Source organism: Gardnerella sp. DNF01180P, assembly GCF_049244205.1.
Classification (GTDB): domain Bacteria; phylum Actinomycetota; class Actinomycetes; order Actinomycetales; family Bifidobacteriaceae; genus Bifidobacterium; species Bifidobacterium swidsinskii.
Genome location: NZ_CP058386.1, coordinates 1273691 through 1295682, shown reverse-complemented (window position 1 = coordinate 1295682; position 21992 = coordinate 1273691). Strand labels below are relative to the sequence as shown.

Genomic DNA, 21992 nt, shown 5'->3' with positions numbered 1-21992 from the left:
TTTATGGAAGGGTGAGTTAAGTATGAGCAACAATAAATTTGTTTCTGAAAATTTCTTAGGCTTACCTTCTAAATATATGAGTTTAATAGATGATTATATTGATTATGTTCGTGCTAATAAAGGCTTGGGTGAACGCACGCAGAAAGCTTATGCCAGTGATATTTTGCAATGTTTAGCATGGTGTAATCGGCACGGATTTAATAATATTTCGGAGCTTACTACGGATGATTTGCGTTCGTGGATGGCTGATGAGTCGCGAAGTCATGCGCGTTCAAGTTTGGCTCGCAAAGTAGTTGCGGTGCGTGGTTTTTTTGCGTGGTGTCAGCATGTTGAATACATAAGCGGTAATCCTGCAGAAATTTTAATGACGCCAAAAATTAAAAATATGCTGCCATCTGTTTTGGATGAATATCAAGCAGAATCATTAATGAATAATGTTGATTCTAAAGCTAATGTTTCAACTTCGTGTCCCAAAAATCAGAAAGCTATAGGACTTCGCAATGCTGCAATTCTGGAGCTTTTATATGCGACTGGTATTCGTGTTGGTGAGCTTACTAGTTTAAATATTCAGGATATTAATTTTTCCTCGCACACTATAAAAGTTACTGGTAAGGGAAATAAGCAGCGTGTTGTGCCTTTTGGGGTTCCTGCTTATAAAGCTTTATCTGCTTGGATTTCTAAAGATGGACGAGAAATTTTATTGCGAAATTCTGTTGAAGAGGCAGTATTTCTTGGTACTCGCGGAAAGCGTATTGATCAGCGTTTGGTAAGGCAGATTGTGCATGACGAGGCTAAAAGTGCGCATGTTCCGGATATTTCTCCTCATGCTTTGCGGCATAGTGCTGCTACGCATATGTTGAATGGAGGGGCAGATTTACGCGAAGTGCAGGAATTATTGGGTCATTCATCGCTTAATACTACTCAGCGTTACACTCATGTTTCTATTGAATCTTTAAAACGTAAGTATTCTCAAGCTTTTCCGCGTGCATGATAGTAAATGTTTTAAACATTCAATTATTCATATTTAACATGTTTTTTACATAATAAATATGTTAATTTACATTTTTGTAATATACATATATCTATAAAAAACAATAAATTTTACTATATAAATAATAAAATTTTCGGTATTTATAATTAAATCTAGACTTAAATAATTAATTATTACTAATATACAATATTTTTTTCAATTTTCTTTTACTATTGCATTGTTTGTAAAAATACGTATCATTGAATTTTAATCAACGAAGAGGCCTCGTCATTGGCTTGCGAGAATCCATCTGGCAATAAAAACCGGATGGATTTTTATGTTTTAGCTGATGTTTGGCTTTTTTGTGATATGACAATCCTGCCTACCAGACGTTAGGAGAAAAATATATGAAGAATAAGGCTTTGGCTTTCGCTGCTGCTGCCTGCTCGCTGGCAATGTTACTTGGTGGCTGTGGCTCTTCCGCTAAGAATGCACAAACAAACGGTGGCAAGGTTATTATTACCGTTTCAAACTCTGAGCCACAAAACGAATTAGTCCCTGGAAATATTAACGAAAATGCTGGCGCTCGTCCTGCCATGTTGGTTAATTCCACGTTGGTAACTTTCGATGAAAAAGGTAATCCTGTGAATGAGGATGCTGAAAGCATCACTCCAAATGCTGATGCTACCCAGTACACCGTGAAGGTTAAGAAAGGAAAGAAGTTCAGCGATGGCACTCCTATTACAGCCGAAAGCTTTGTGAAAGCTTGGAGCTTCGTCGCTAACGCTAAGAATGCTCAGAAGTGTGCTTCCTTCTTCCAAACCATTAAGGGTTATGCTGATTTGCAGAAGGATGGTACTAAGGGTGACGAACAGCTTTCTGGTTTGAAGGTTGTTGATGAAAATACTTTTACCGTTGATTTGGAACAGCCAGATTCTGTATTCCCAATTAAGGTTGGCTACTTGGCATTTGCTCCACTTCCGGAATCCTTCTACAAGGATCCAAAGGCTTATGGCGAAAAGCCTGTTTCTTCTGGTCCATACTTGTTCAAGTCTTGGGATCACAACAAGCAGATTGAAGTTGTGAAGAACCCAGATTACGATGGTCCACGTAAGGCTCAGAATGATGGCGTAACTTTCAAGGTTTATACAGATGGTAACGCTGCATACCGCGATGTGCAGGCTGGAAACCTCGATATGACTGATAATATTCCAGATACCCAAACTAAGACTTTCCAGAAAGATACAACTGTTAAGGCTTACAACCGTCCAGGTTCTGTAATCCAACAGTTCACTATTCCTTCAAGTCTCCCGCACTTTGATGTAAAGACTGAAGAAGGTAAGCTTCGTCGTCAAGCTATTTCTATGGCTATAGACCGTAAGGTGATTATCAACAAGATTCTCAATGGCACTGCTTCTCCTGCGAACGAATTTACTTCTCCATTGACTCCAGGCTATAAGGCTGATCTTAAGGGTCATGAGAACGTAGAATTTAATGCAAAGAAAGCTAAGGAACTTTGGGCTAAGGCAGATAAGATTTCTAAGTATGATGGATCTCTTACTTTCTCCTACAATGCCGATGGAAATGCAAAGTCTGTGTTTGATGCTGTTGTGAATTCCCTCAAGAATAATCTTGGAATCAAGGCTGAGACCACTCCAATTCCTACATTCCAGGAATTCCGTAATGCTTGCGCTAAGCGTCAGATTAAGGGTGCATGGCGTGCAGGTTGGATGCCAGATTATCCAAGTGCAGAAAATTACTTGACTCAGGAATTTGCTTCCGTTGCAGCTGATGGCAATGGTTCCAACGAAGGTGATTATAAGAATCCAAAGTTCGACGATTTACTTAAGAAAGCTGCATCTGCTAAGCCAGAAGAGGCTATTAAGCTCTATCAGCAAGCAAACGAAATCCTTCTTGAGGATCTTCCATCTGTCCCATTGTTCTACTCGAACGCTAAGGCTGTGATGGTTCCAACTTTGAAGGGCTTCACAATGGATTGGCAGAATATGCCGCTGTACTATCAGCTTCACAAATAAGCTGGTAGCTAATTAAGAAAACAGCATAGTGTTACATACTTTTTAGAAAGTTAGTAGGTAACACTAGTTGGTTCCTCTTAATAATTTAATATCGCTTATTGCGAAATTGCTGCTCCAGCTAAACTAGTTAAATAAAACTATTGAGCTGGAGCGGCACTTTGTTGTTTTTTGAGTAAGTTTTAACAATTCAAGGAGAATTCGATGGGTAAGTACATTCTGCGTCGTATTTTGCAGATGATTCCTGTTGTTCTCGGCACAACATTATTAGTTTATGCTTTAGTATTTGCTTTGCCTGGAGACCCAGTAAAAGCAATGTTTGGAGAAAAACCTGTTAATCCTGCAGTGGCTGCACAAATACGAGCCGAGTATAACTTAGATAAACCATTTATTATTCAATATTTACTTTTCTTAAAGAATGCTCTTACCCTCGATTTTGGTCATACTTTTGCAGGTCAACCAGTTATCGATGAAATTGGTCGTGCATTCCCGGTTACTGTTCAACTAGCAATTATGGCATTCGCTTTCGAGGCAATATTTGGTGTCATATTTGGCATAATTTCAGGTTTGAAGAAAGGCAAGTGGTATGACAGTGTGATTCTGGTTGTATCTCTTCTTCTTATTTCTGTTCCAACATTTGTGACAGGTTTCGTAGGACAATACTTATTTGGTGTTAAATGGCGCATATTACCAGTTACAGCTAGTAACGATCCTGGATTCTTCGATTTGCTTCTTCCTGCAATGGTTCTTGGTTCTGTGTCTATGGCGTATATCATTCGACTTACAAGATCTGAAATTTCTTCAAATATTTCGCTCGATTATGTGCGTACAGCTCGTGCAAAGGGCTTAAAAGAAGGCTCTGTTATTGTTCGTCACGTTTTGCGCAACTCGCTTATACCTGTCGTCACCTTCTTAGGTCAGGATTTGGGTGCTCTTATGGGCGGTGCAATGATTTCGGAAACGATCTTCAACATTCATGGCGTTGGATTCCTCACATATCAAGGGATTCTAAAAGGAGAAGGAAACCTTGTTGTTTCCATTGTCACGCTTTTGACATTGATATTTGTATTTAGCAATTTTCTTGTTGATATGTTGTACGCGGCTCTTGATCCGCGCATTCGTTACGCGTGAGGGGAGTACACTATGGAAGATAATTTGATGAAAAATGATTTGATTGCAAATAATGCTTCAAATTGCGATATATTACCGGGGCAAGAACGCTACGTTGCACCATTAGACGATACGCCTATTCAAGAAGTGGATTCCGTAGACGAATCCGCTGCTGCAACGAGTATGTGGGCAGATACTTGGAGAACTTTGCGCAGGAATCCATTGTTTATTGTTTCTGCAATTTTGATTATTGCAATTATTTTTGTTGCGTTCTTCCCAAGCATTCTTACAAAGCACAATCCTAATTATTGCGTTTTGGAACACTCTCTTGAGCCAGCTTCAGCCGCGCATCCATTTGGTTTTGATATGCAAGGTTGCGATATTTATGCTCGAGTTGTTTATGGTACTCGTACATCGCTAAGTGTTGGTTTGCTTGCAACTATTTTGGTTGTACTTGTTGGTTCTTTAATTGGTGCGTTAGCAGGATTCTTCGGAGGCTGGGTTGATACTATTCTCAGCCGAATAACTGATATCTTCTTGGCTTTACCAATGCTTCTTGGTGCAATCGTAGTTTTACAAATGTTCCGTACATCTAAATCAATTTGGAAAATTGTGCTTGTTATGGTGCTTTTTGGATGGGTTAGCGTTGCTCGTATTGCACGAAGCGCTGTTATGGAATCAAAAAATCTTGAATTCAATACCGCATCTACTGCTTTAGGATCTACTCCAATACGTAATCTTTTCAAACACATTATCCCGAACTCTTTGGCTCCAATCATTGTTGTTGGAACAACTTCGCTTGGAACTTATATTGTGTTGGAAGCAACATTAAGCTTCCTTGGAATTGGTTTACCAAGTACTACTGTCAGCTGGGGTGGAGATATTTCTACCGCTAGAAATGTTCTTACTACGAACCCAGAAGTCTTGTTCTATCCGTCTATTGCACTCGCAATTACTGTGCTCGCCTTTATTATGATGGGTGATGCTGTAAAGGATGCATTAGATCCGAAGAGCCGTAAGGCGTGAATTTAGCGTGGAGGAATAAAACTTATGAATACAACACGTAAAGATATAGACATTCGCGCCATGCAGCTAGAGCAAGGGCCATTGTTGGAAGTAAAAAATCTCCAGGTTGATTTCACAACAGACTCAAAAAAAGCTGTTCATGCTGTTAGAGATGCTAGCTTCTGTGTTTATCCTGGTCAGTGGGTTGCAATTGTAGGTGAATCTGGTTCAGGAAAGTCCACTTCTGCAATGGCTGTTCTTGGTCTTCTTCCTGGAACCGGTCATGTTACAGGTGGATCTATTAAGCTCAAGGGTAAAGAAATTAGCAGTTTGAAGCCAAAAGAGATTGCTGCCTTGCGTGGTACTGCAATGGGCCTAGTTCCGCAGGATCCTATGAGCAACTTGAACCCTGTGTGGCGTATTGGCGAACAAGTTAAAGAAGCATTAATCGCAAATGGTGTTGACGTTGATCACGAGAAGCGTTCTTCATTAGCTGAGGCTCTTGCAGGCGATTCTGTTCAAGTCAAAAGCAATGAGGATGAAACATTCCTTGGCTCTAAAGAATTACCAGATTTGATTGAAGTTGCTAAGAAAGCTTTGAAAGAAGTTGGGCTTGATGAGCATAACGATGCTGAAAAGTTCAATGAAGCTATTGATTACTACAAGAAAGAGTGGGTTCCAGGCTCTGAAACTCGTTGGCGCGTAGCAGACGATTTAATCAAATATGGTGTAAATGACGACAAAGCTTGGGAAATTGCCAAAAAGTATGTTGTAGGTGCAAGCGTTGAAGATCGTATTGCTGGTTTGCTCGATGAAGCTGGTTTGCCAGATGCTGCAACTCGTGCACGTCAGTTCCCACATGAGTTTTCCGGTGGTATGCGTCAGCGCGCTTTGATTGCTATTGGTTTGGCTTGCCGACCGGACTTGCTTATTGCAGATGAGCCAACTTCCGCTTTGGATGTTACTGTGCAAAAGCGTATTCTTGACCATTTGCATACACTAACTGATTCGCTCGGAACTTCTGTTCTCTTCATTACACACGATTTAGGTTTGGCTGCCTCTCGCGCGCAGCATGTTGTTGTTATGTATAAGGGTCGTGTTGTTGAGTCTGGCCCATCGTTGGAAGTTTTGCAGCATCCTCAGCATCCGTATACAAAGAGACTTGTTGCTGCCGCTCCAAGCTTAGCTTCTCAGCGCATTATTTCTGTTAAAGAACACGGTGGTAACGCTGATAACTTGCTTGAGCATCATGTAGTAGGTGAGCAAACTCTCGAAAAAAGTGAGCATATTATTACTGTGGATCACTTAACTCGTGAGTTTAAGCTTCCTCGCAAGAAAGAGCTTTTTAAGGCTGTTGACGACGTTTCATTCTCTATTAAGCGTGGTACGACGTTAGCTATCGTTGGTGAATCTGGTTCAGGTAAATCTACTGTTGCGAATATGGTTTTGCGACTTCTTAAGCCAACAAGTGGAACTGTTACTTACGAAGGTAAGAATATTTCCGATTTAAAGGGTTCGGATTTGCTTGACTTCCGTCGCCATGTGCAGCCAGTTTTCCAGAATCCGTATGGTTCTTTGGATCCTATGTACTCAATTTATCGTTCAATTGAAGAACCTTTGCGTATTCATAAGATTGGTGATAAAAAGAGTCGTAAAAACCGTGTGGTAGAGCTTCTAGACATGGTTCGTATGCCTGCTTCAGTTATGACTCGATTCCCGAACGAACTTTCTGGAGGACAGCGTCAACGAATTGCGATTGCTCGTGCTATGGCTTTGGACCCAGATGTTATAGTTTGCGATGAAGCTGTATCTGCTTTGGATGTGCTTGTGCAAGATCAGGTTTTGCACTTGCTTAACGATTTGCAGGCGGAGCGTGGTTTGAGCTATTTGTTCATCACACACGATTTGGCTGTCGTTCGTCAGATTGCAGACGAAGTTGTTGTTATGCAGCATGGAAAGCTTGTTGAGCATGCAACTACAGATGAGGTATTCGATCATCCACAGATGGAATACACTCGCGATTTGCTTGATGCAATTCCAGGAGGAAATTTGGAACTTGGTTTAGACTAAATAGTACAAGCTGATAAAAAGGTGCAGATTCTATAAAACCTGCACCTTTTTATTTTTCTATTAATTCCGTGTTTATTGGTTGAGTAATCCATAACTTGTAATCTGTGTTGGTTGCGTGATTTATGTCTGTTGCTTAGTGGTGGAGCTGTTTGTGTTGTGTACATATTAGAGTTGATTACATGATTACAATTACGACTTCGAATTTAAACGGTATTCGTGCAGCTGAGCGCAAAGGTATGCTTAACTGGTCTGACGCGCATACTCCAGACGTGTGGTGTATGCAAGAAGTGCGCGCTCCGCAGGATGCAATCGACCCAATTATGACAAAAATTGAAATGGGATATTGTACGTCTGAAAATATCGTAAATTCTATAAAAAACGATAATTTTACTTATACAAATGAAGTTTGCCGTGTAAAAGGTCGAGCTGGAGTAGCTCTAGTTACGTCTCTTCCTGTAGTTGAAAAACGCTACGGTTTGCCTGGTTTAAGTGAGGATGTTGATTCTGGGCGATGGGTTGAAACTGACGTGCGTACCCCTGAAGGGTATGAAATTACTATTGCTTCTGTGTATGTTCATGCTGGAAATGTGGACGATCCGCAAAAAATGCAACAAAAATTCCGCTTTTTAGACACAATGCTTATACGCTTGGGGGAGCTTCGAAATATTGCAGCAAGTGGCGGAAATCAAGCGATTTTGTGCGGTGACTTTAATATTGCGCATACTTCACTTGATATTAAAAACGCTAAGGCTAATGAAAAAAGTGCAGGATTCTTGCCAGAGGAACGCGCTTATATTGATCGCTGGATTAACGAATATGAATTTGTGGACGTTATGCGCATGCTTGCAGGAGATATTCAAGGACCATACACTTGGTGGAGTCAGCGCGGTAAAGCTTTCGACAATAACGTTGGCTGGAGATTAGACTACCAGTTCGCAACTCCTGAAATTGCGGAAAGCGCTCGCGGATTTGTGATCGATCGTGCTGAAAGTTATGAGGCAAGATGGTCGGATCACGCGCCTTTAACCATAAAATACGGTGTGTGATTATTAATCACATTAACTGAAATAAATAAAGTAATAGCATTTGCTCATATGCATATTTTCAGTGCTTTGTTTATGATAATCTGGTGAAGTTGAGCAATTTACGACGATTAGCATTATGCTTATTGTTGTGCTTGTTGTTTTAAGAAATGAGGAATAATGGGTTGGTTATTTGGCCGACATGAAGAAGAAAAATCTTCAAAAGTTGAAGACAAAATCGTAGAGGTAAAAACTGGTCCATGGGATTTCAATGATGAAGATGCTCCTGATTTTAGCGATTATCTAGATTTTGGTTCAATCTATATCCCATATTTTCAAGGCATTGAGTTGCGAGTAAAAAAGCAGCATGAAACATCGCAAGTTCTTGGTATGACAGTAACTTATGGTTCTTCAAGCGTAGAAGTTGAAGCTTTTGCTGCGCCTAAAACATCTGGTATTTGGCTAGAAGTGTGCAAAGATTTGCTTGATGGTAATAGTCAAGCGTGTACAGTACAAGGCGAATTTGGTACTGAGCTACTGTTACCTGTAAAAGTTGGAGAAAAAACCATTACAACGCGTATTGTTGGCGTTGATGGTCCTAGGTGGATGCTTCGCGGAGTATTCTCTGGACCTGCAGCAACAGAGCTTGCAGATAATAATAACGAAACAAAACAATTAGACGAATGGTTTAAGGGGATTGTTGTAAATCGTGGTGAAGAGCCGCTTGCGCCTCGCGATTTTATTCCTATGCATGATCCAGTAACTAGAGAAGAAAAAGAAGCTGCTTTAAATGCAGAAAATAGCGGTAAAGATGGGGAAAATAATACGTCTGATGAAGATGCTAATAATGCACTAAAAAAAGACGATAAACCATTAGGTTACGACCAACAAGTAGAAGTAAAAACTACGCTTACACGCGGTCCAATGTTTGCTGAAATTAGATAATGCAAATAGTAGAAAGTTAATTGAATGGATTCACAAGAATCTTTACAGAAATCCGAAGAAGAGTTTTCTTCGCAAGAGTTTTCAAATGCAGTAAAACTTAACGATTCTGCGCAAACCAACGATTCTGCGCAAACCAAAAAACGCTCAGGACTAGCGACATTGGCTTCAATTGGAGCCGAAGGATCTACATTTTCTGTAATTGATTCAATGGGTGGCGTTCGAGGCGTAATCGAATCCATGCTTCCAGGCTTGCTGTTTGTTATTTGCTTCGTTGTAACACGAAATGTGCAAACAACGGTTATTGTTGCAGCTGTGATTGCTGTTTTGCAAGTTGTGATTCGTCTTATTCAAAGGCAATCGCTTATGGGAGCAATTAGTGGGCTTGTTTCCATTGGAATCTGCCTTGTTTGGGTGTGGACGAGTCACCAAGCGCGCGACTACTATATGATGGGCTTTATTACGAACGCTGTTTATGGTGTGCTTCTTGCTATTTCGCTGATTGTGCGCGTGCCTGCTTTAGGGCTTGTGATTGAGTCAATTCGCAAAATGCCTACGGAAAACTTTGGCTCGTGGCTTCACGAATGGCTCGATTATAAGCCGCTTAAGCGAGCGTATATGTATGTGACAGGATTGTGGATTGCTGTTTTTGTGCTGAGGCTCGTTTTGCAAGTGCCATTATATTTGACGAATCACGTTGTGTGGCTTGGTACCGTTCGCTTGATTATGGGATTGCCGTTCTGGGCACTCGCAATTTGGGTTTCTTACTTGATTATCGCAACGCCGTTTATGCGTCTTCACCATAAAAATCGCGAAGAAAATTATCGCGAAGAAAAGCAGATTGACGAAGATGAAAACGATGTAAATTCAGTGAAGTAAAATCATCTTAACAAAAATCAGCGTTAGAAAATCAGCGTTAGAGAATCAGCTTAACAAAACGCAAAACTAAGGGGTAGTACATGCAAGTAACGATGCGAATCGAGCGATATGCGGATCAAGGTAGATGCGTAGGTCATCTCGAAGGACGCGTTGTATTCGTGCGATTTGCCCTTCCTGGTGAGCTGGTTGTTGTGCGCATGGATGAGCCGATGCGTGCAAAAGCGCACTTTTTTACTGGCGAAGTTGTAGAAGTTTTGGAGCCTAGTGCGGATCGTGTGGAGCCGCAATGGAAGCTCGCTGGTCCTTTGGCTCAGGGCGGCGGAGTTGGCGGCGCGGATTTAATTCACGTTTCTTTGCCTGGTCAGATTCGTTGGAAGGCTTCCGTAATTGCCAATCAATTCCAGCGTTTAGCGCATATGGATGTTGCGGAAAGCGATGTTAGTGTTGAGCGCATGCCAGGGGACGAGGAGCTTAACGGGTTTAATTGGCGTACGCGCATGGAGTTGGTTGCGGATGATGAAGGGCGATTGTCTATGCGTAAGCGCGAGTCGCATGATCGCATTGCGATTGATACTATGCCGCTTGCGTCGCGCGCAGTTTTGGCTGTTGCGGATTCTTTGGACTTGTGGAATCGTTCTTTTTCGCCAAATGCGCAAATTCGTCTTGCTGTTCCAGAGCCTAGGGTTGATGGTTTGGATTTTGGTGTTTCTGGCGATAAGGCTGCGCTTCTTAGTGCGATTGGCGAAAATTATGCGCTTATAGTAAATGATGAGTTGGTTGCAGGATCGGCATTGTTGCGCGAGCGCGTGCGAGTTGCTGTTAATGAAGATTTATCTCGTGCGCGTACTTTTGATTACGATGTTGATGGGCGCGGTTTTTGGCAGATTCATCGCGCAGCTCCAGAGCATTTGGTGAACTACGTTTTGGGATTAGTTCGTTCTGCACTTGGTGGGCGCACTAAGAATACTGTTTTGTGGGATTTGTATTCTGGTTCGGGTTTGTTTACGATTCCTCTTGCGACTTTGGCTAATGTTGGCGGAGATTCTGCTGGTGATGCAGGTTCCGTTGGTTCTGCAGAGCCAGCTCGCGTGCTTAGCATTGAGGGTGCGCCGATTGCTGTAAAGAATGCAAGGCGAAACATTGGGCGCGCAGGTCTTAGCAGAGATATTGTTGAAGCGCTTGAAGGCGATGTTGCGCAAACGCTTGAATCGCAGGTGTTTAAGGCGAGTAAGTCGTCTAAGATTGTTCGCCGATTTGCGCATCCTGATGTTGTTGTGTTAGATCCTCCGCGCGCTGGTGCTAAAGCTCAAGTTTGTAAGCAGATTGCGAAGTCTGGAGCAAGAAGCGTTGTGTATGTTGCTTGCGATCCGACCAGTCTTGCTCGCGATGTTGGCACGTTTAGGGAGCTTGGTTACAGCGTTCAGTCTTTGCGTGCGTTCGATATATATCCCAACACTCACCACGTTGAGAGTGTCGTATTGATGTCAAAGGCTGATTAGGTGGGTGCATTTTTGCCCTTGTGTATCAGGGGTTTGCGAGGGCTATCGTTAAAAGGTTTAGCGTGTGGTGGCTTTAAGCTGGGTTCTTGCGATTTTTGAGCGCAGTTTGGCTGTATGAGGGAAGATATCAACGCTCTGGGGTCGAGTGCACAGGATGTTAACGTTAAAAAGTGCACCCGCTTTGCACCCACCTTGTGGAGTGGGAAAATAAGGTTTAGGCTAATTATCATGGAGAAGAAATCTAAGTTTCGTTAGTCTAATAATAAGGAGAGATGGCTATGGATAAGATAGATGAGCTAAATAAAGATGTGATAGTCATCCATCCTCAGCGTGTAATTAAGGATTATGCGGTTGGGGTTTATGCTCGTGTGAGCACAAATCGTAAAGAGCAGTTGGATAGTCTTGCTGTTCAAGTGTCTGGTCTTACTCGTCTTGCTGCTTCTCACATGACTTGGTTTGTTGCTGATATTTTTCTTGATGTTGCTTCAGCTAAGGTTGGATCTTCAAGAAACGAGTTTAATCGAATGATTGATGAGTGCGAGAAAGGTAATCTTGATATTATTCTTACTAAAAGTGTGAGCCGTTTTGGTCGTGATACGAAAGAAGGCTTAGAGGCTATTAGAAAGCTTAAAGCTTGTGGCACGAGAATTATCTTTGAGACAGATAAAATTGATACGGAAACTGTCGATGATGAACTTTTAATCAGTGTGGTTCAGGCTTGTAGTCAAGCAGAGAATGATTGGCGTAGTGAGAATATTGTTTGGGGATTAAGACGTAGGGCAGAAGATGGCACATCAGGTCTTTATAGCAGAGTTTGTTATGGTTATAAAAAAGATAAACATGGCATGCTGATTATTGATGAAGAGCAAGCGAAGGTAGTGAGAGCTATCTTTGATTGGTATCTAGAAGGTTTAAGCGTTGTTGGAATTATTGAAAGATTAAAAAGTAAAGGTGTTAAGTCTCCAAAGGGGAAAGACAGTTGGAGTAAACGGGCTGTTGAGAGCACTTTGACTAGGCGTAAATATACAGGCGATGTGGCTATAGCTGATTCAGGCGGTTCTGACAGGCAATATTTGTATTCGGATCATCATTCCGGAATTATTTCTAAAGAGAAGTTTGAAGCCGTTGAGCTTGAGATGGCGGCTCGGAGTAATGTGGAAGTTGGAGAGGACGGGACTATTGTTAGAAAGAAGAAAAAATATAGCTCGAAGAAATAGGAAGGAGTCGAGATATGGATTGCAGAGGACATGCAACAAGAGAAAAGATTGCTCAAGATTACGAAATTCATCCTAGAGCACATATAAAACTATTAAAAAATCAAAGTAAACATAGTGATGCAGGGCCTATTATTCAAAATGAATACTATATTTTAATGCTAAGAGAAGAAATGATGGGGAGCTAGAAATAATTCAGTGTGGTATGGGTGCAGCAAGAGATTTTCTTGAATTAATTAAGCATCAAGGGCTACCAATTTTTAATCCCCTAAAAGTTAATTACAGAGATTCAAACGGTGATGAAAGTAATACTACTGGTACTAATAGCTTAAAAAATGTGACCTGGAATGAAACTGCAAAACAACTGTATAACGCAATCATGTGGCTAATTGTATTATGGGATGCCAAACCTGATACGCCTCTCTTTGATTTTATGGATGAAGTAATCAAATACAAAAAATGTGAGCCTTTTGATAGAAAAATCAGAAGAGTAAATACTGCTATACAACATGGAGGCAAAGGTAGGACTTTAACAGAGATGATTGATGATTATAGAAAGTACAATGATTTTAAGAATGATATTTGCAATTTTGAACTTCTTAGCGACAAAATTAATAATATGAGGGACAAAGACGGAAGTAAAATAAAATCCTATTTTTAAGGCTCGCTAGATGGAATAGAAATTATATGCTTGAAATAGCCTAATCAAGGATAGAAAGAGCTGAATGAAACAACCTCCTCTAATAGACGCAGCAACACAGGAAAAACAAGTACCTTAGCCAATTTCCAAATTTAACCTAACAATCTCACGTCGAGAGTGTTGTATTGATGTCAAAGGCTGATTAGGTGGGTGCAAGTTTGCCTTTATGTAGCAGGGTTTAGCGAGGGCTATCGTTAAAAGGTTTAATGCGAAGTGGCTTTAAGCTGTGTTCTCGTGATTTTTGAGCGTGATTTTGCTGTATGAGGGAACATGTCAACGCTCTGGGGTCGAGTGCACAGGATGTTAACGTTAAAAAGTGCACCCACTTTGCACCCACCTTGTGAAGTGGGAAATTGAAGTCATAAAACAAAAATAAGGTAAGATTTCACATATAAGGTGTGGTCGTACCTTATTTTTTGGTCTATAACCCGATAATTGAGAAAAATGAGCAATCGTAATAGAGGATAGTCTGCATATTTTCATGTGAATTTTATTTTCAAAATCATACATAATTCGCGATAATTACATTAATGCCAGGATGAAAGTTGGTGGAAATATCTGGTATATATGTGTTATAACATTTTCGTTGCAGTGTATTGACAAGACATCATAAATGATTTATAACTATGGTGAGAGTTGAGAATGCAACATTCGTCTATGATGTTGCGGATTTAGCTCTATAGGAGGTTTTACTTGAAAGAGAGGAGATGATTATTATGAAGAAGCTAACACTAGAAGAATCTCGCTCGATTAGAGCTGGATGGATGTGCGTTGTCTGGGGTTTCATCTGCTGGGGATGATTCTCTAGTTCTGCATATGAGTATATTACCAGATTTCATTACAACAGTAGATTAGGTTAGTCTCATTGTAGTGTTCTAACTGTAATCTATTTGCGTAATTTAGTATTTGAGAAAATTGATTTGATTGTATGATGCTTTTTAACATTTGTGATTAAATCTGTAGCGTGGAGGCTATGATAGCCTCCACGCCTTGAAACTTTGAGGAGCTCAATAGATGGTGGCTTATCCTCATAATATGCAAAATTTGACTTCAGATTGCGGTATTGCAGTTATCAAATCATTGCTAGAAAATTATCATAGATTTAATGAAAGAAGTTTTAAATCGGTTGTTTCTAGTTTGGATATTGAGCAAGGTTTATCTTTGTTTAATATTGAAGAGGTTTTGAAACAATTCGGAGTTTACGGTTCTAGTTATGAAGTTGAAGATTTTCATCTTCTTGATTTTACTAAGCCTATGATATTACTGGTTGATAGCAATGGCGAAAATCATTATATTCTATTGTATGGTGTTAAAGACGGTAAAGCGATTGTATCTGATCCTTCGCATGTAGTTCTAGAACAGGTTAATTTAAACGAGTTAAAAGGGGTATTTAAAGGGTATGTTTTCATAATTGAAAATGTTGTGGAGCGTACTCATCAGGAAAAGTTACTGCAAAAACATAGTCATGTAAAAAAGAATCTTAAATTACATGTTGATCTTTTATATTTAACAGTGTTGTTATGCATAATTCCAATTATAATTATTTTCTCAATTCAATATTTTTTGATTTATCAATTGCGGAATTTAGTTATATGGCAAGTATTGGTAATCTTTATTTTTGAGACATTGCTCACGTGTATTTATGTAAAATTAAAGACGGAATATAATGGAATTGTATCAAATGAAGATTCTCTAAAGCAAGAAGCATTGGCTTTTTCTTTTTTGGAAGATATAGACCAGTTAAGTGAAAAAGATGAGAATATCTATAATAGGCTGATAAAGTTTTGGAATAATTTTAATGCGTCGGACTGGCAGTTAAAGAGGTATCTTTCATATTTCGAATTAGTTTGTGTAGTTCTTATTTTTAGTGCGACTTTTGCTTTTAGTAGAGGGATAGCTTTGTTGTCGATCGTATGCATGCTTACCTACGTCATTATCTTCAAAAAAGGCATCGTGACAAGAAAAAATTATAATAGGAATTATTTCAATAATATGGGAGAGCTTTCTGTTTTCATTGAGGAATCGATTCATAATAAGCTGGATAGATCCATATTCTCAAGTAAAGAGGAAGTATCTACTTATCTGAAAAGCATATTGCTCAAAGTGAAAGATTCATTTGCTAAACAGCGAGAAAGCACAGCTCATATTTTGACACTTTATGATGGGATTATGTATCTGAATTTAAGTTTGATTTTTGTTTATGTAATGCTTATGTATTCCATCAAAATGGATATGAAAGTTGTCAGCGTTTTTATCAGCTTTGTAATCGTTTATATGGTTTATAGTCTTGGCAAGCCCGCTATACAAAAATTTTTAGATTTGGAGAGATATTCTTCGCTTGATTCCCATTATCGTAAACCACCTGCTATTGATAGAAACAATGCAGCAGATTTTACTATTACTGGAATATCTTTAGAAAATGTTTCAGTTTCGTACAGTCAAGACACTTCAGTCTCAGTCTTTTCTGGAATATCAAAGCAATTTCGTAGTCATAGCTTGATTTTGGTTAAAGGGAAGAATGGAATAGGCAAATCGACTTTAATGTATGTTATTATGGGCGTAGTACCAGTGTCTGGTGGAAGTGTGCATTATTATGACTCTGATAGGGATTTGTATGGTTATCCAATAGAAATGATTCAGAGTAGAATAAGTTGTTATCAGCAAAATCAATTTTTAAACTATGCTTCTATTGGTAAGAATGTTGCATATGATATTTATAAGAATGCAAGACAGCCAGTAGATAATATTTTTAAACTTGATTTAGATAAGATAATTTTTTATAACGGTGTGAATTTATCGCAAGGGGAACGACAGAAGGTTTTATTGTCTAGAAGTTTGAATAAAGAAGCAGATGTGTATATTTTTGATGAGCCTACTTCAAACTTGGATGATTCTTCTAAGAAGATTTTTATAGACAAAGTCTTGGAGTTAAAAAAGACTGCGATGATTTTTATTGTTACTCATGATGCAATGTTCGATAAAATTGCTGATGAAATAATAGATTTGGATGTGATTAAGAAATGAAAAGCAAAAAATGGATATTTGCAGCTACCATAGTAATCCTAGGTCTTGTCAGTCTGCTGTATGTAGGGTATAAGACAAATAATGTTCGTTTTGGTATGGTTCGTGATGATTTGCCAACACTAGTTTCAGGAGATTATAAGAATAACGATAACTTATCGTTAAAGCCAGGAGTGTATGCTATTTATGCAAAGAGAGGCAAAGGAGAGATACGCTTTGCTGGAAAGCTGTACAAGCTTGATGATGCTCTTTTTGTGCGTGCTCAGAAACAGCCAGGAAATGTTAAAAATGCTGTTATCTACGAAGAGAGTCCTAAAATTTTTATTGGTGAAGATAGTAAGATTTCTGTAAAAGGAGATCGGAAATTTTTAGTTTCATTTGTTAAGAGGTAATCTTATGAAGATATCTCATTTGAAAAAATCATATGGGGGAAAAGTCGTTTTAGATGACATTTCTTTGGAAAGCAGTGCTGGGCAAATTATTGCGTTAGTAGGCAATAATGGTTCAGGAAAAACCACGTTAATGAAGTGCATTGCAAATTTGATAGTTGATTATCAAGGCAATATTGAATTGGACGGTTCACTTTCATTTGCTATTGAGAATCCATCTTTTTATGACGAATTTTCTGTACAGGATAATCTTAGAGTGTTTGCTGCTTTGATGGGGAGAAAAGACTTTAATTGTGATAAATTATTGCATCAGGTGAGTCTCGACGAAGCAAAAAATAAAAAGTTTAAACAATTGTCGCTAGGTATGAAGCAAAAATTAAATATTGCTAGAATATTGCTCTCAAATAGTGAAATTATTCTTCTTGATGAACCTTTCAATGGATTAGATGTTCTTACTATAAAGCAGTTAAAAGACACTATCTTGTCATTGCGCTCACAAGGTAAAAGCCTTGTAATTTCAAGTCATATATTAGATGAGTTAGGTGAAATTGCTGATATTGTATGGTATTTAAAAAAAGGGAAAATTCAAAAAATTGTTAATTTTAATGATAATCTAAGAATTTATAATGTGATTGTTGTAAATGGTGTGGATATTAGTGAATTGCTTTCTAACAGATATGAGGTTTTTTGTCGTAGCAAAGATAACAAAGAATCAACTTTTAGAATTAAATTGCCTAGAGAGGATATTGCCAAGGTTCTTAAATTGCTGATTGAGCATGGGGTACAAATCGTGGAATACAGTGATATTACGCATGATATTAAAGATTTTATGTTGGAGGAAGATGATGATGAAGTACTATATAAAATCAGAAATTATTAAGTTTAGTCATCAGAAGCTTTTCTTATTGTCTTTTGTTTTGTATTTGGCATGTTGCGTGTTTATAGTATTTCAGGCTAAAAGAGGTGCATTTTTATCACAATATAAATTCTTTTCAACGATAACTATACTATTTTTAAGCCTATATCAGATATTATCAATTGGTGAATGGCAAGAGAAGAAAATTATTCATCATTATCTAGAGTATATTCCTAATAGGATTAAATTATTGTGTTTTATATATGGTGAATACGTAAGCATTTATCTAGTCGTAAATTTGGTATTTTTGTCACTAAAATACTCGTCTCTAGGGATAGTTATGCATCAACTGCTCGTATATCCGATAATTTTCCTTTTGTATATTGCTATAAATATGAATCTGTTGATATATTTTGAAAAAGTTGGTGTTACAATGATTCTTTCCTTTATATTATTATGGATATTGCCGAATTTAATAAACATAATATTGTCTCAAACATCCGTGTATTCTTTTCAGATATTTTATTATTTATCACCAGACTCGTTCACCGCTCTTACGTCTGCAACTTGTATTATTGCTCTAATGTATATTGTTGTGTTTTTCCTATTGTCGTTATTACAATTTACGAAAAAGGAGTACTGAGTTATGAAAAGTGTAGTATCTCGTATACTTCCAGCTATTGTCATAATGTTATTCGTTGGTTTTATTGCATATATTCATTTGAGTGGCTTAAGACCCTCATTTTCAGTATTACAGGAGAATAATATCTCAAATCTTAAAACTGGAGAAGTGCTCTATTTTGGTAGTTCAGGCTGTGGAGCATGTCAGGAATTCAATAAAGTTCTAAAAGAATATCAAGATGAAACGCATACTAAAATTTATTATTGGGATGCCACAGACACGAAAATTGTGAGAAAGGCAGCTGAAATAAAGATTTACAATACTCCAACTATTGTAATGAGGAAGCGTGGGAAACTGGTAATTTCTCAAGGATATAAGAATTTGAAAGAGTTAAAGACTTTTGTAGAAAGCTAGTAGCGATGAAGAAGATTATTTTATACATTGTTTTAGTATTAAGTCTAATTGCAAATGCTTATTTTATTGTTGGACAAACTTACGAAAAGGATATGATGCATCCTACATTGACTATGTATGATAAGTTAAATAGCCTGTTGGAAAAAAATTTTGTGTTGCGCAATAATGATGGAAAGAAGCTTATAGTTTATTTTGGAAGGCCGGGTTGTGGTGATTGTAATAAATTTGATCAAATATTGGGGGAAATGATCGACAAATATAAAATTAGTGATAGATTATATTATGTCAATGTTGAGAGGATTCACGAAAATAAATCTGAATGGCTTCAGTTTAAGAAGAAGTATAACATTAAAGGTACTCCGACGTTGGCTATATATAATCATAGAAAATTGTTAACAAAACTAGATTTTGAGGAGCATGGCGGATTCTCTCTTAAAGAACTAGAGATGTGGATTAGTAGAAATCTTGTTTCAGAATAACTAATAATGCAAATGCTTGATTTTTATGGTTATTTCCTAGAAAGTGTGCATAGAATTGGTGTGTCGTTACCATATTCTCATATTCCTGCCAACCCTTTTCGTATAAACAAGTATGAATCCTCCCATGGTTTGTACGGGATTAATCGCGTTACCGTACCCTGTTATTTCTTCTTTTCCTCGTGAGGAGTATTTATAGTTTTTGTTTAAAAAACTTAACAGCCATTTCATAAACAAATGTAACAGTTTTTTACGTGTTATATCTTGGCAATGTTGTATTAAAAAAGAGCCGCATGTTTCGCATATCTCCATCGTATTTTCTTTGCACTGGTTTTACCATTCTTAACCATCTTGTTGCTGCATACACTACCAATGGGATTATTGCAAGAGTTCATCATTTAATTACAACAGTAGATTAGGTTAGTTTCATTAAAGTATTCTAATTGTGGTCCATTTGCATAATTTAGTATTTGGGGGAATAGCCCTATTCCTATTTGTTACAAGTAAAACTTAGAACACCTTATACATTTTATGTGTTATCAAAAATAACAACAACAATTGTATGGCAAAAAATTATTGGATAGAATGAGTATTAAACCCAATGATAGGTCTTTTATATATTGTAAATACAAAGGAGAATTTCTATGAAATGTCATATTTTTAAGTCTATTGCTGTAGTTGTTGTAGCATTATCAACCTGTATTTCTCTGGTATCAACTGCTCAAGCTAGTGAGATAGTGGATAACGAACCAAGTGTTGTAGAAAGCAATGTCGGTGATGCGAATATAGATAATTATGCTAAGCGTCTTGAAATTATTTTTTCAAAGTATCTCAAGTTTAATGAAATTAATAAAAAATGGACTATAACACAAGCAGGGGAGTTTTCTCATGTTCCGAAAGAAGTGCTTGAGAATTTAATTCATAAGCTCAATGCAAATGCATCTGTTGGTGAGATTTCGTCTAATGATAATCATGCAGTGCGTTCGAAGGATTATGCTAAATGTGTACTTGAAACTACTGGTATAAGCACCCTTATTGGAGTATTTAATGGTGCTTTAACAAGGTTACTTGAAAATCAGCTTTGGAAGCAAGCTGCTATGTATATTTTAAAGGCAGTTGGTCCAGCCGCATTTAGAGGTGGAGCTGTGGGCCTAGCTGCAAGTTTAGCAGCTTCTGCTATTTGGTGTGCGACTCCGTGGAGTAAGTGAGGAGGATATTCTTATGTACAAGGTTCTTATGTTCGTGCTGAAGTTGGTTATGTTTACAGCTGTGAATTTTATGTTCCTTTACTTGTCGATGGTGGTATACGGCCATGATTTTGGTGTGATGTTCAAAACGTATGGGAATGCGCTCGGTCCGTTTACGTTCATGCTTGCTTTGATGACAACGATGTTGTTGCCTAATGAAGGAACTATTTTTGAGGGTAAGCGGCAAAAAGTGTGCTAAAAAACCGAGTTATCGTTGAAATACCAAGGAAAACTTGCTGTAGTTAAGCTAAAAAGGCTTAACATTTAGTATTACTTGACATTGAAAACAAAAGGGGCTTAGGACAATTTTTAGACATTTTGTGCAATCATAGCACGATGTTCCATAATTGTCTTTTAAGCCCCATTTTAATTCTGTGATTGTTGTAAAAATCAATATAAGTATGAATAGCTTGACGTAATTCTTCTGTACTATCCCAGTTATGTTGCAAGAAGGTTTTCTCTTGCCAGAAGCAGGCTATCTTCTTGATATTAAAAACCATAAATAGATTCAAAAATGCATGTTTAGACCATTTGAGCCAGTCTGTTTCATTATAATTATTCTCTTTAACTACTCTAATCTTGCGCTCTAAAAGTCCAATACGTTGCTTAAGTGGAATTATTTTGCCAGTTGTTGCATTAGAGAAAATACTGAAGCATATAAGAGTTTACTTAATAATTTATTAGCTCTTACTGTTGTTATTACTGATGGGAACGCTGGAGCGTTGAGCGCTATTAAACAAGTTTGGCCAGAGACTCGAGTACAACGCTGTTTAGTACATGTTAAACGTAATATACGCGTATTAACTACAAGCAAGCCTAGGCTGCAATCACATAAGGCTTTGTGGGGTTTAGCTAAAAAGTTAGTTAAAATCAGAACGTTGAAAGAATCTGATTTATGGGTTAATTTACTACAGAAATCTTATAACCAGTGGAAAGATTGGCTTAATCAAAAAACGTTCCGTAGGAATGTTTCTGAAGAAAATATTCCTTCTTGGGTAAGAAGTAATCAACAATGGTGGTATACGCACCAGACAGCAAGAAAAGCTTATAATCTGCTTGCTAGACAAGTTAAAAAATGGTACGCTATTTACCTTTCTTGATCCTCTACTATTAGAGAAAACGAGCGTTCCTATTCCTAGTACTACTAATGCTTTAGAAGGTGGTATAAATTCACAGATAAAGAAATTGGTAAGTGTTCATAAAGGATTATCTGAAGATCACATGCGGAGAGCTATAGAGTAGTGGTGTTACTTCAATAGTGAAAATCCTTCAAATCCTAAACAATTTATAACTTCTGAATGTTTTAAACCAAAAACTAAAAAAATTATTATTGATGATAATCCAATTGGACCAGCTCATTTAGACACTGGATTTGACTTATGTAAAGCTGACTATCATCCAGATATTTCAATCAGAAAAGGGACTATGCGTTAACGACACGCCGACTAATAGACACACTTTTTTGCCGTTTACCCTTAGTTTCCCCTACACGCACGACAGAATAAATCGGGCTTGACACTGCA

At 38.1% G+C, this 21992-nt stretch carries 22 protein-coding genes and 1 pseudogene; 22 read left to right on the top strand and 1 reads right to left on the bottom strand.

From position 1 onward, the window contains the following. Window positions 1–22 precede the first annotated feature (22 nt). From HXT40_RS05205 to HXT40_RS05105, 21 genes are all read left to right on the top strand, one after another. Entirely contained in the window at window positions 23–991 is a 969-nt protein-coding gene (locus HXT40_RS05205; protein WP_116440549.1) for a tyrosine recombinase XerC, read from the top strand. Window positions 992–1377: 386 nt separating this feature from the next. Further along, window positions 1378–3006: a peptide ABC transporter substrate-binding protein gene (locus tag HXT40_RS05200; RefSeq protein WP_004110383.1), complete on the top strand. Its 1629-nt coding sequence runs from the start codon at window positions 1378–1380 to the stop codon at window positions 3004–3006. 201 nt (window positions 3007–3207) lie between these two features. Beyond that, complete coding sequence (locus tag HXT40_RS05195) at window positions 3208–4134, top strand: ABC transporter permease (RefSeq protein WP_004105077.1); 927 nt, start codon at window positions 3208–3210, stop codon at window positions 4132–4134. A gap of 12 nt (window positions 4135–4146) precedes the next feature. Next, window positions 4147–5139 (top strand): ABC transporter permease, encoded by a 993-nt coding sequence (locus HXT40_RS05190; protein WP_064621766.1) that lies wholly within the window; start codon window positions 4147–4149, stop codon window positions 5137–5139. A gap of 24 nt (window positions 5140–5163) precedes the next feature. After that, window positions 5164–7188, top strand: a complete 2025-nt coding sequence (locus tag HXT40_RS05185) for a dipeptide ABC transporter ATP-binding protein (protein WP_033888614.1) — start codon at window positions 5164–5166, stop codon at window positions 7186–7188. A 179-nt stretch (window positions 7189–7367) separates the two neighbouring features. Further along, a complete protein-coding gene (locus HXT40_RS05180) occupies window positions 7368–8234 on the top strand; it encodes an exodeoxyribonuclease III (RefSeq protein WP_116440551.1) in 867 nt (288 codons plus the stop codon). Window positions 8235–8390: 156 nt separating this feature from the next. Continuing rightward, window positions 8391–9155 (top strand): DUF3710 domain-containing protein, encoded by a 765-nt coding sequence (locus HXT40_RS05175; RefSeq protein ID WP_102703420.1) that lies wholly within the window; start codon window positions 8391–8393, stop codon window positions 9153–9155. Window positions 9156–9179: 24 nt separating this feature from the next. Beyond that, on the top strand, window positions 9180–10031 hold the full coding sequence (locus HXT40_RS05170; RefSeq protein ID WP_240318290.1) for a DUF3159 domain-containing protein: 852 nt from the start codon (window positions 9180–9182) through the stop codon (window positions 10029–10031). A gap of 80 nt (window positions 10032–10111) precedes the next feature. Continuing rightward, window positions 10112–11530, top strand: a complete 1419-nt coding sequence (locus HXT40_RS05165) for a class I SAM-dependent RNA methyltransferase (protein ID WP_421777205.1) — start codon at window positions 10112–10114, stop codon at window positions 11528–11530. A gap of 278 nt (window positions 11531–11808) precedes the next feature. Continuing rightward, window positions 11809–12747 (top strand): recombinase family protein, encoded by a 939-nt coding sequence (locus HXT40_RS05160; protein WP_174143064.1) that lies wholly within the window; start codon window positions 11809–11811, stop codon window positions 12745–12747. A 14-nt stretch (window positions 12748–12761) separates the two neighbouring features. Beyond that, window positions 12762–12932, top strand: a complete 171-nt coding sequence (locus HXT40_RS05155) for a hypothetical protein (protein WP_421777204.1) — start codon at window positions 12762–12764, stop codon at window positions 12930–12932. Window positions 12933–12949: 17 nt separating this feature from the next. Continuing rightward, entirely contained in the window at window positions 12950–13405 is a 456-nt protein-coding gene (locus tag HXT40_RS05150) for a hypothetical protein (RefSeq protein WP_101890222.1), read from the top strand. A gap of 1053 nt (window positions 13406–14458) precedes the next feature. Further along, on the top strand, window positions 14459–16468 hold the full coding sequence (locus HXT40_RS05145) for an ATP-binding cassette domain-containing protein (protein WP_020760726.1): 2010 nt from the start codon (window positions 14459–14461) through the stop codon (window positions 16466–16468). Beyond that, the gene (locus HXT40_RS05140) at window positions 16465–16857 is read left to right on the top strand and encodes a hypothetical protein (protein ID WP_016828761.1); all 393 of its coding nucleotides are present in this window, start codon (window positions 16465–16467) and stop codon (window positions 16855–16857) included. The genes HXT40_RS05145 and HXT40_RS05140 overlap by 4 nt, the downstream gene beginning before the upstream one ends. Before the next feature lie 4 nt (window positions 16858–16861). Further along, complete coding sequence (locus HXT40_RS05135) at window positions 16862–17734, top strand: ABC transporter ATP-binding protein (protein ID WP_016828760.1); 873 nt, start codon at window positions 16862–16864, stop codon at window positions 17732–17734. Next, on the top strand, window positions 17703–18353 hold the full coding sequence (locus HXT40_RS05130) for a hypothetical protein (protein WP_004114692.1): 651 nt from the start codon (window positions 17703–17705) through the stop codon (window positions 18351–18353). Before HXT40_RS05135 ends, HXT40_RS05130 begins: the two co-directional genes overlap by 32 nt. 3 nt (window positions 18354–18356) lie before the next feature. Beyond that, window positions 18357–18746, top strand: a complete 390-nt coding sequence (locus tag HXT40_RS05125) for a thioredoxin family protein (RefSeq protein ID WP_004114695.1) — start codon at window positions 18357–18359, stop codon at window positions 18744–18746. A 5-nt stretch (window positions 18747–18751) separates the two neighbouring features. Then, window positions 18752–19225, top strand: coding sequence for a thioredoxin family protein (locus tag HXT40_RS05120; protein ID WP_421777203.1), 474 nt, complete (start codon window positions 18752–18754; stop codon window positions 19223–19225). Window positions 19226–19515: 290 nt separating this feature from the next. After that, complete coding sequence (locus tag HXT40_RS05115; protein WP_421777202.1) at window positions 19516–19641, top strand: hypothetical protein; 126 nt, start codon at window positions 19516–19518, stop codon at window positions 19639–19641. A 225-nt stretch (window positions 19642–19866) separates the two neighbouring features. After that, entirely contained in the window at window positions 19867–20430 is a 564-nt protein-coding gene (locus HXT40_RS05110) for a hypothetical protein (RefSeq protein WP_421777201.1), read from the top strand. A gap of 13 nt (window positions 20431–20443) precedes the next feature. Continuing rightward, window positions 20444–20668 carry a hypothetical protein gene (locus HXT40_RS05105; protein ID WP_004114701.1) on the top strand — a complete coding sequence of 75 codons (225 nt, stop codon included), beginning with the start codon at window positions 20444–20446 and terminating at the stop codon, window positions 20666–20668. 127 nt (window positions 20669–20795) lie between these two features. Here HXT40_RS05105 and HXT40_RS05100 read toward each other — a convergent pair whose 3' ends face one another. After that, window positions 20796–20969 carry an IS3 family transposase gene (locus tag HXT40_RS05100; protein ID WP_076002745.1) on the bottom strand — a complete coding sequence of 58 codons (174 nt, stop codon included), beginning with the start codon at window positions 20967–20969 and terminating at the stop codon, window positions 20796–20798. Between the two features lie 132 nt (window positions 20970–21101). On the opposite strand from HXT40_RS05100, the pseudogene HXT40_RS05095 reads away from it, so the two are divergent. After that, a pseudogene (locus HXT40_RS05095) lies at window positions 21102–21903 on the top strand (transposase); the annotation flags it as partial. Window positions 21904–21992 lie beyond the last annotated feature (89 nt).

Coding starts and splice junctions, on each gene's coding strand:
- HXT40_RS05190 (WP_064621766.1), top strand. CDS start 4,147: ATGGAAGATAATTTGATGAAAAATGATTTGATTGCAAATAATGCTTCA.
- HXT40_RS05170 (WP_240318290.1), top strand. CDS start 9,180: ATGGATTCACAAGAATCTTTACAGAAATCCGAAGAAGAGTTTTCTTCG.
- HXT40_RS05160 (WP_174143064.1), top strand. CDS start 11,809: ATGGATAAGATAGATGAGCTAAATAAAGATGTGATAGTCATCCATCCT.
- HXT40_RS05105 (WP_004114701.1), top strand. CDS start 20,444: ATGTACAAGGTTCTTATGTTCGTGCTGAAGTTGGTTATGTTTACAGCT.
- HXT40_RS05120 (WP_421777203.1), top strand. CDS start 18,752: ATGAAGAAGATTATTTTATACATTGTTTTAGTATTAAGTCTAATTGCA.
- HXT40_RS05180 (WP_116440551.1), top strand. CDS start 7,368: ATGATTACAATTACGACTTCGAATTTAAACGGTATTCGTGCAGCTGAG.
- HXT40_RS05195 (WP_004105077.1), top strand. CDS start 3,208: ATGGGTAAGTACATTCTGCGTCGTATTTTGCAGATGATTCCTGTTGTT.
- HXT40_RS05115 (WP_421777202.1), top strand. CDS start 19,516: ATGTTTCGCATATCTCCATCGTATTTTCTTTGCACTGGTTTTACCATT.
- HXT40_RS05135 (WP_016828760.1), top strand. CDS start 16,862: ATGAAGATATCTCATTTGAAAAAATCATATGGGGGAAAAGTCGTTTTA.
- HXT40_RS05130 (WP_004114692.1), top strand. CDS start 17,703: ATGAAGTACTATATAAAATCAGAAATTATTAAGTTTAGTCATCAGAAG.
- HXT40_RS05175 (WP_102703420.1), top strand. CDS start 8,391: ATGGGTTGGTTATTTGGCCGACATGAAGAAGAAAAATCTTCAAAAGTT.
- HXT40_RS05145 (WP_020760726.1), top strand. CDS start 14,459: ATGGTGGCTTATCCTCATAATATGCAAAATTTGACTTCAGATTGCGGT.
- HXT40_RS05125 (WP_004114695.1), top strand. CDS start 18,357: ATGAAAAGTGTAGTATCTCGTATACTTCCAGCTATTGTCATAATGTTA.
- HXT40_RS05140 (WP_016828761.1), top strand. CDS start 16,465: ATGAAAAGCAAAAAATGGATATTTGCAGCTACCATAGTAATCCTAGGT.
- HXT40_RS05200 (WP_004110383.1), top strand. CDS start 1,378: ATGAAGAATAAGGCTTTGGCTTTCGCTGCTGCTGCCTGCTCGCTGGCA.
- HXT40_RS05185 (WP_033888614.1), top strand. CDS start 5,164: ATGAATACAACACGTAAAGATATAGACATTCGCGCCATGCAGCTAGAG.
- HXT40_RS05110 (WP_421777201.1), top strand. CDS start 19,867: ATGAAATGTCATATTTTTAAGTCTATTGCTGTAGTTGTTGTAGCATTA.
- HXT40_RS05100 (WP_076002745.1), bottom strand. CDS start 20,969: ATGGTTTTTAATATCAAGAAGATAGCCTGCTTCTGGCAAGAGAAAACC.
- HXT40_RS05155 (WP_421777204.1), top strand. CDS start 12,762: ATGGATTGCAGAGGACATGCAACAAGAGAAAAGATTGCTCAAGATTAC.
- HXT40_RS05205 (WP_116440549.1), top strand. CDS start 23: ATGAGCAACAATAAATTTGTTTCTGAAAATTTCTTAGGCTTACCTTCT.
- HXT40_RS05165 (WP_421777205.1), top strand. CDS start 10,112: ATGCAAGTAACGATGCGAATCGAGCGATATGCGGATCAAGGTAGATGC.
- HXT40_RS05150 (WP_101890222.1), top strand. CDS start 12,950: ATGGGTGCAGCAAGAGATTTTCTTGAATTAATTAAGCATCAAGGGCTA.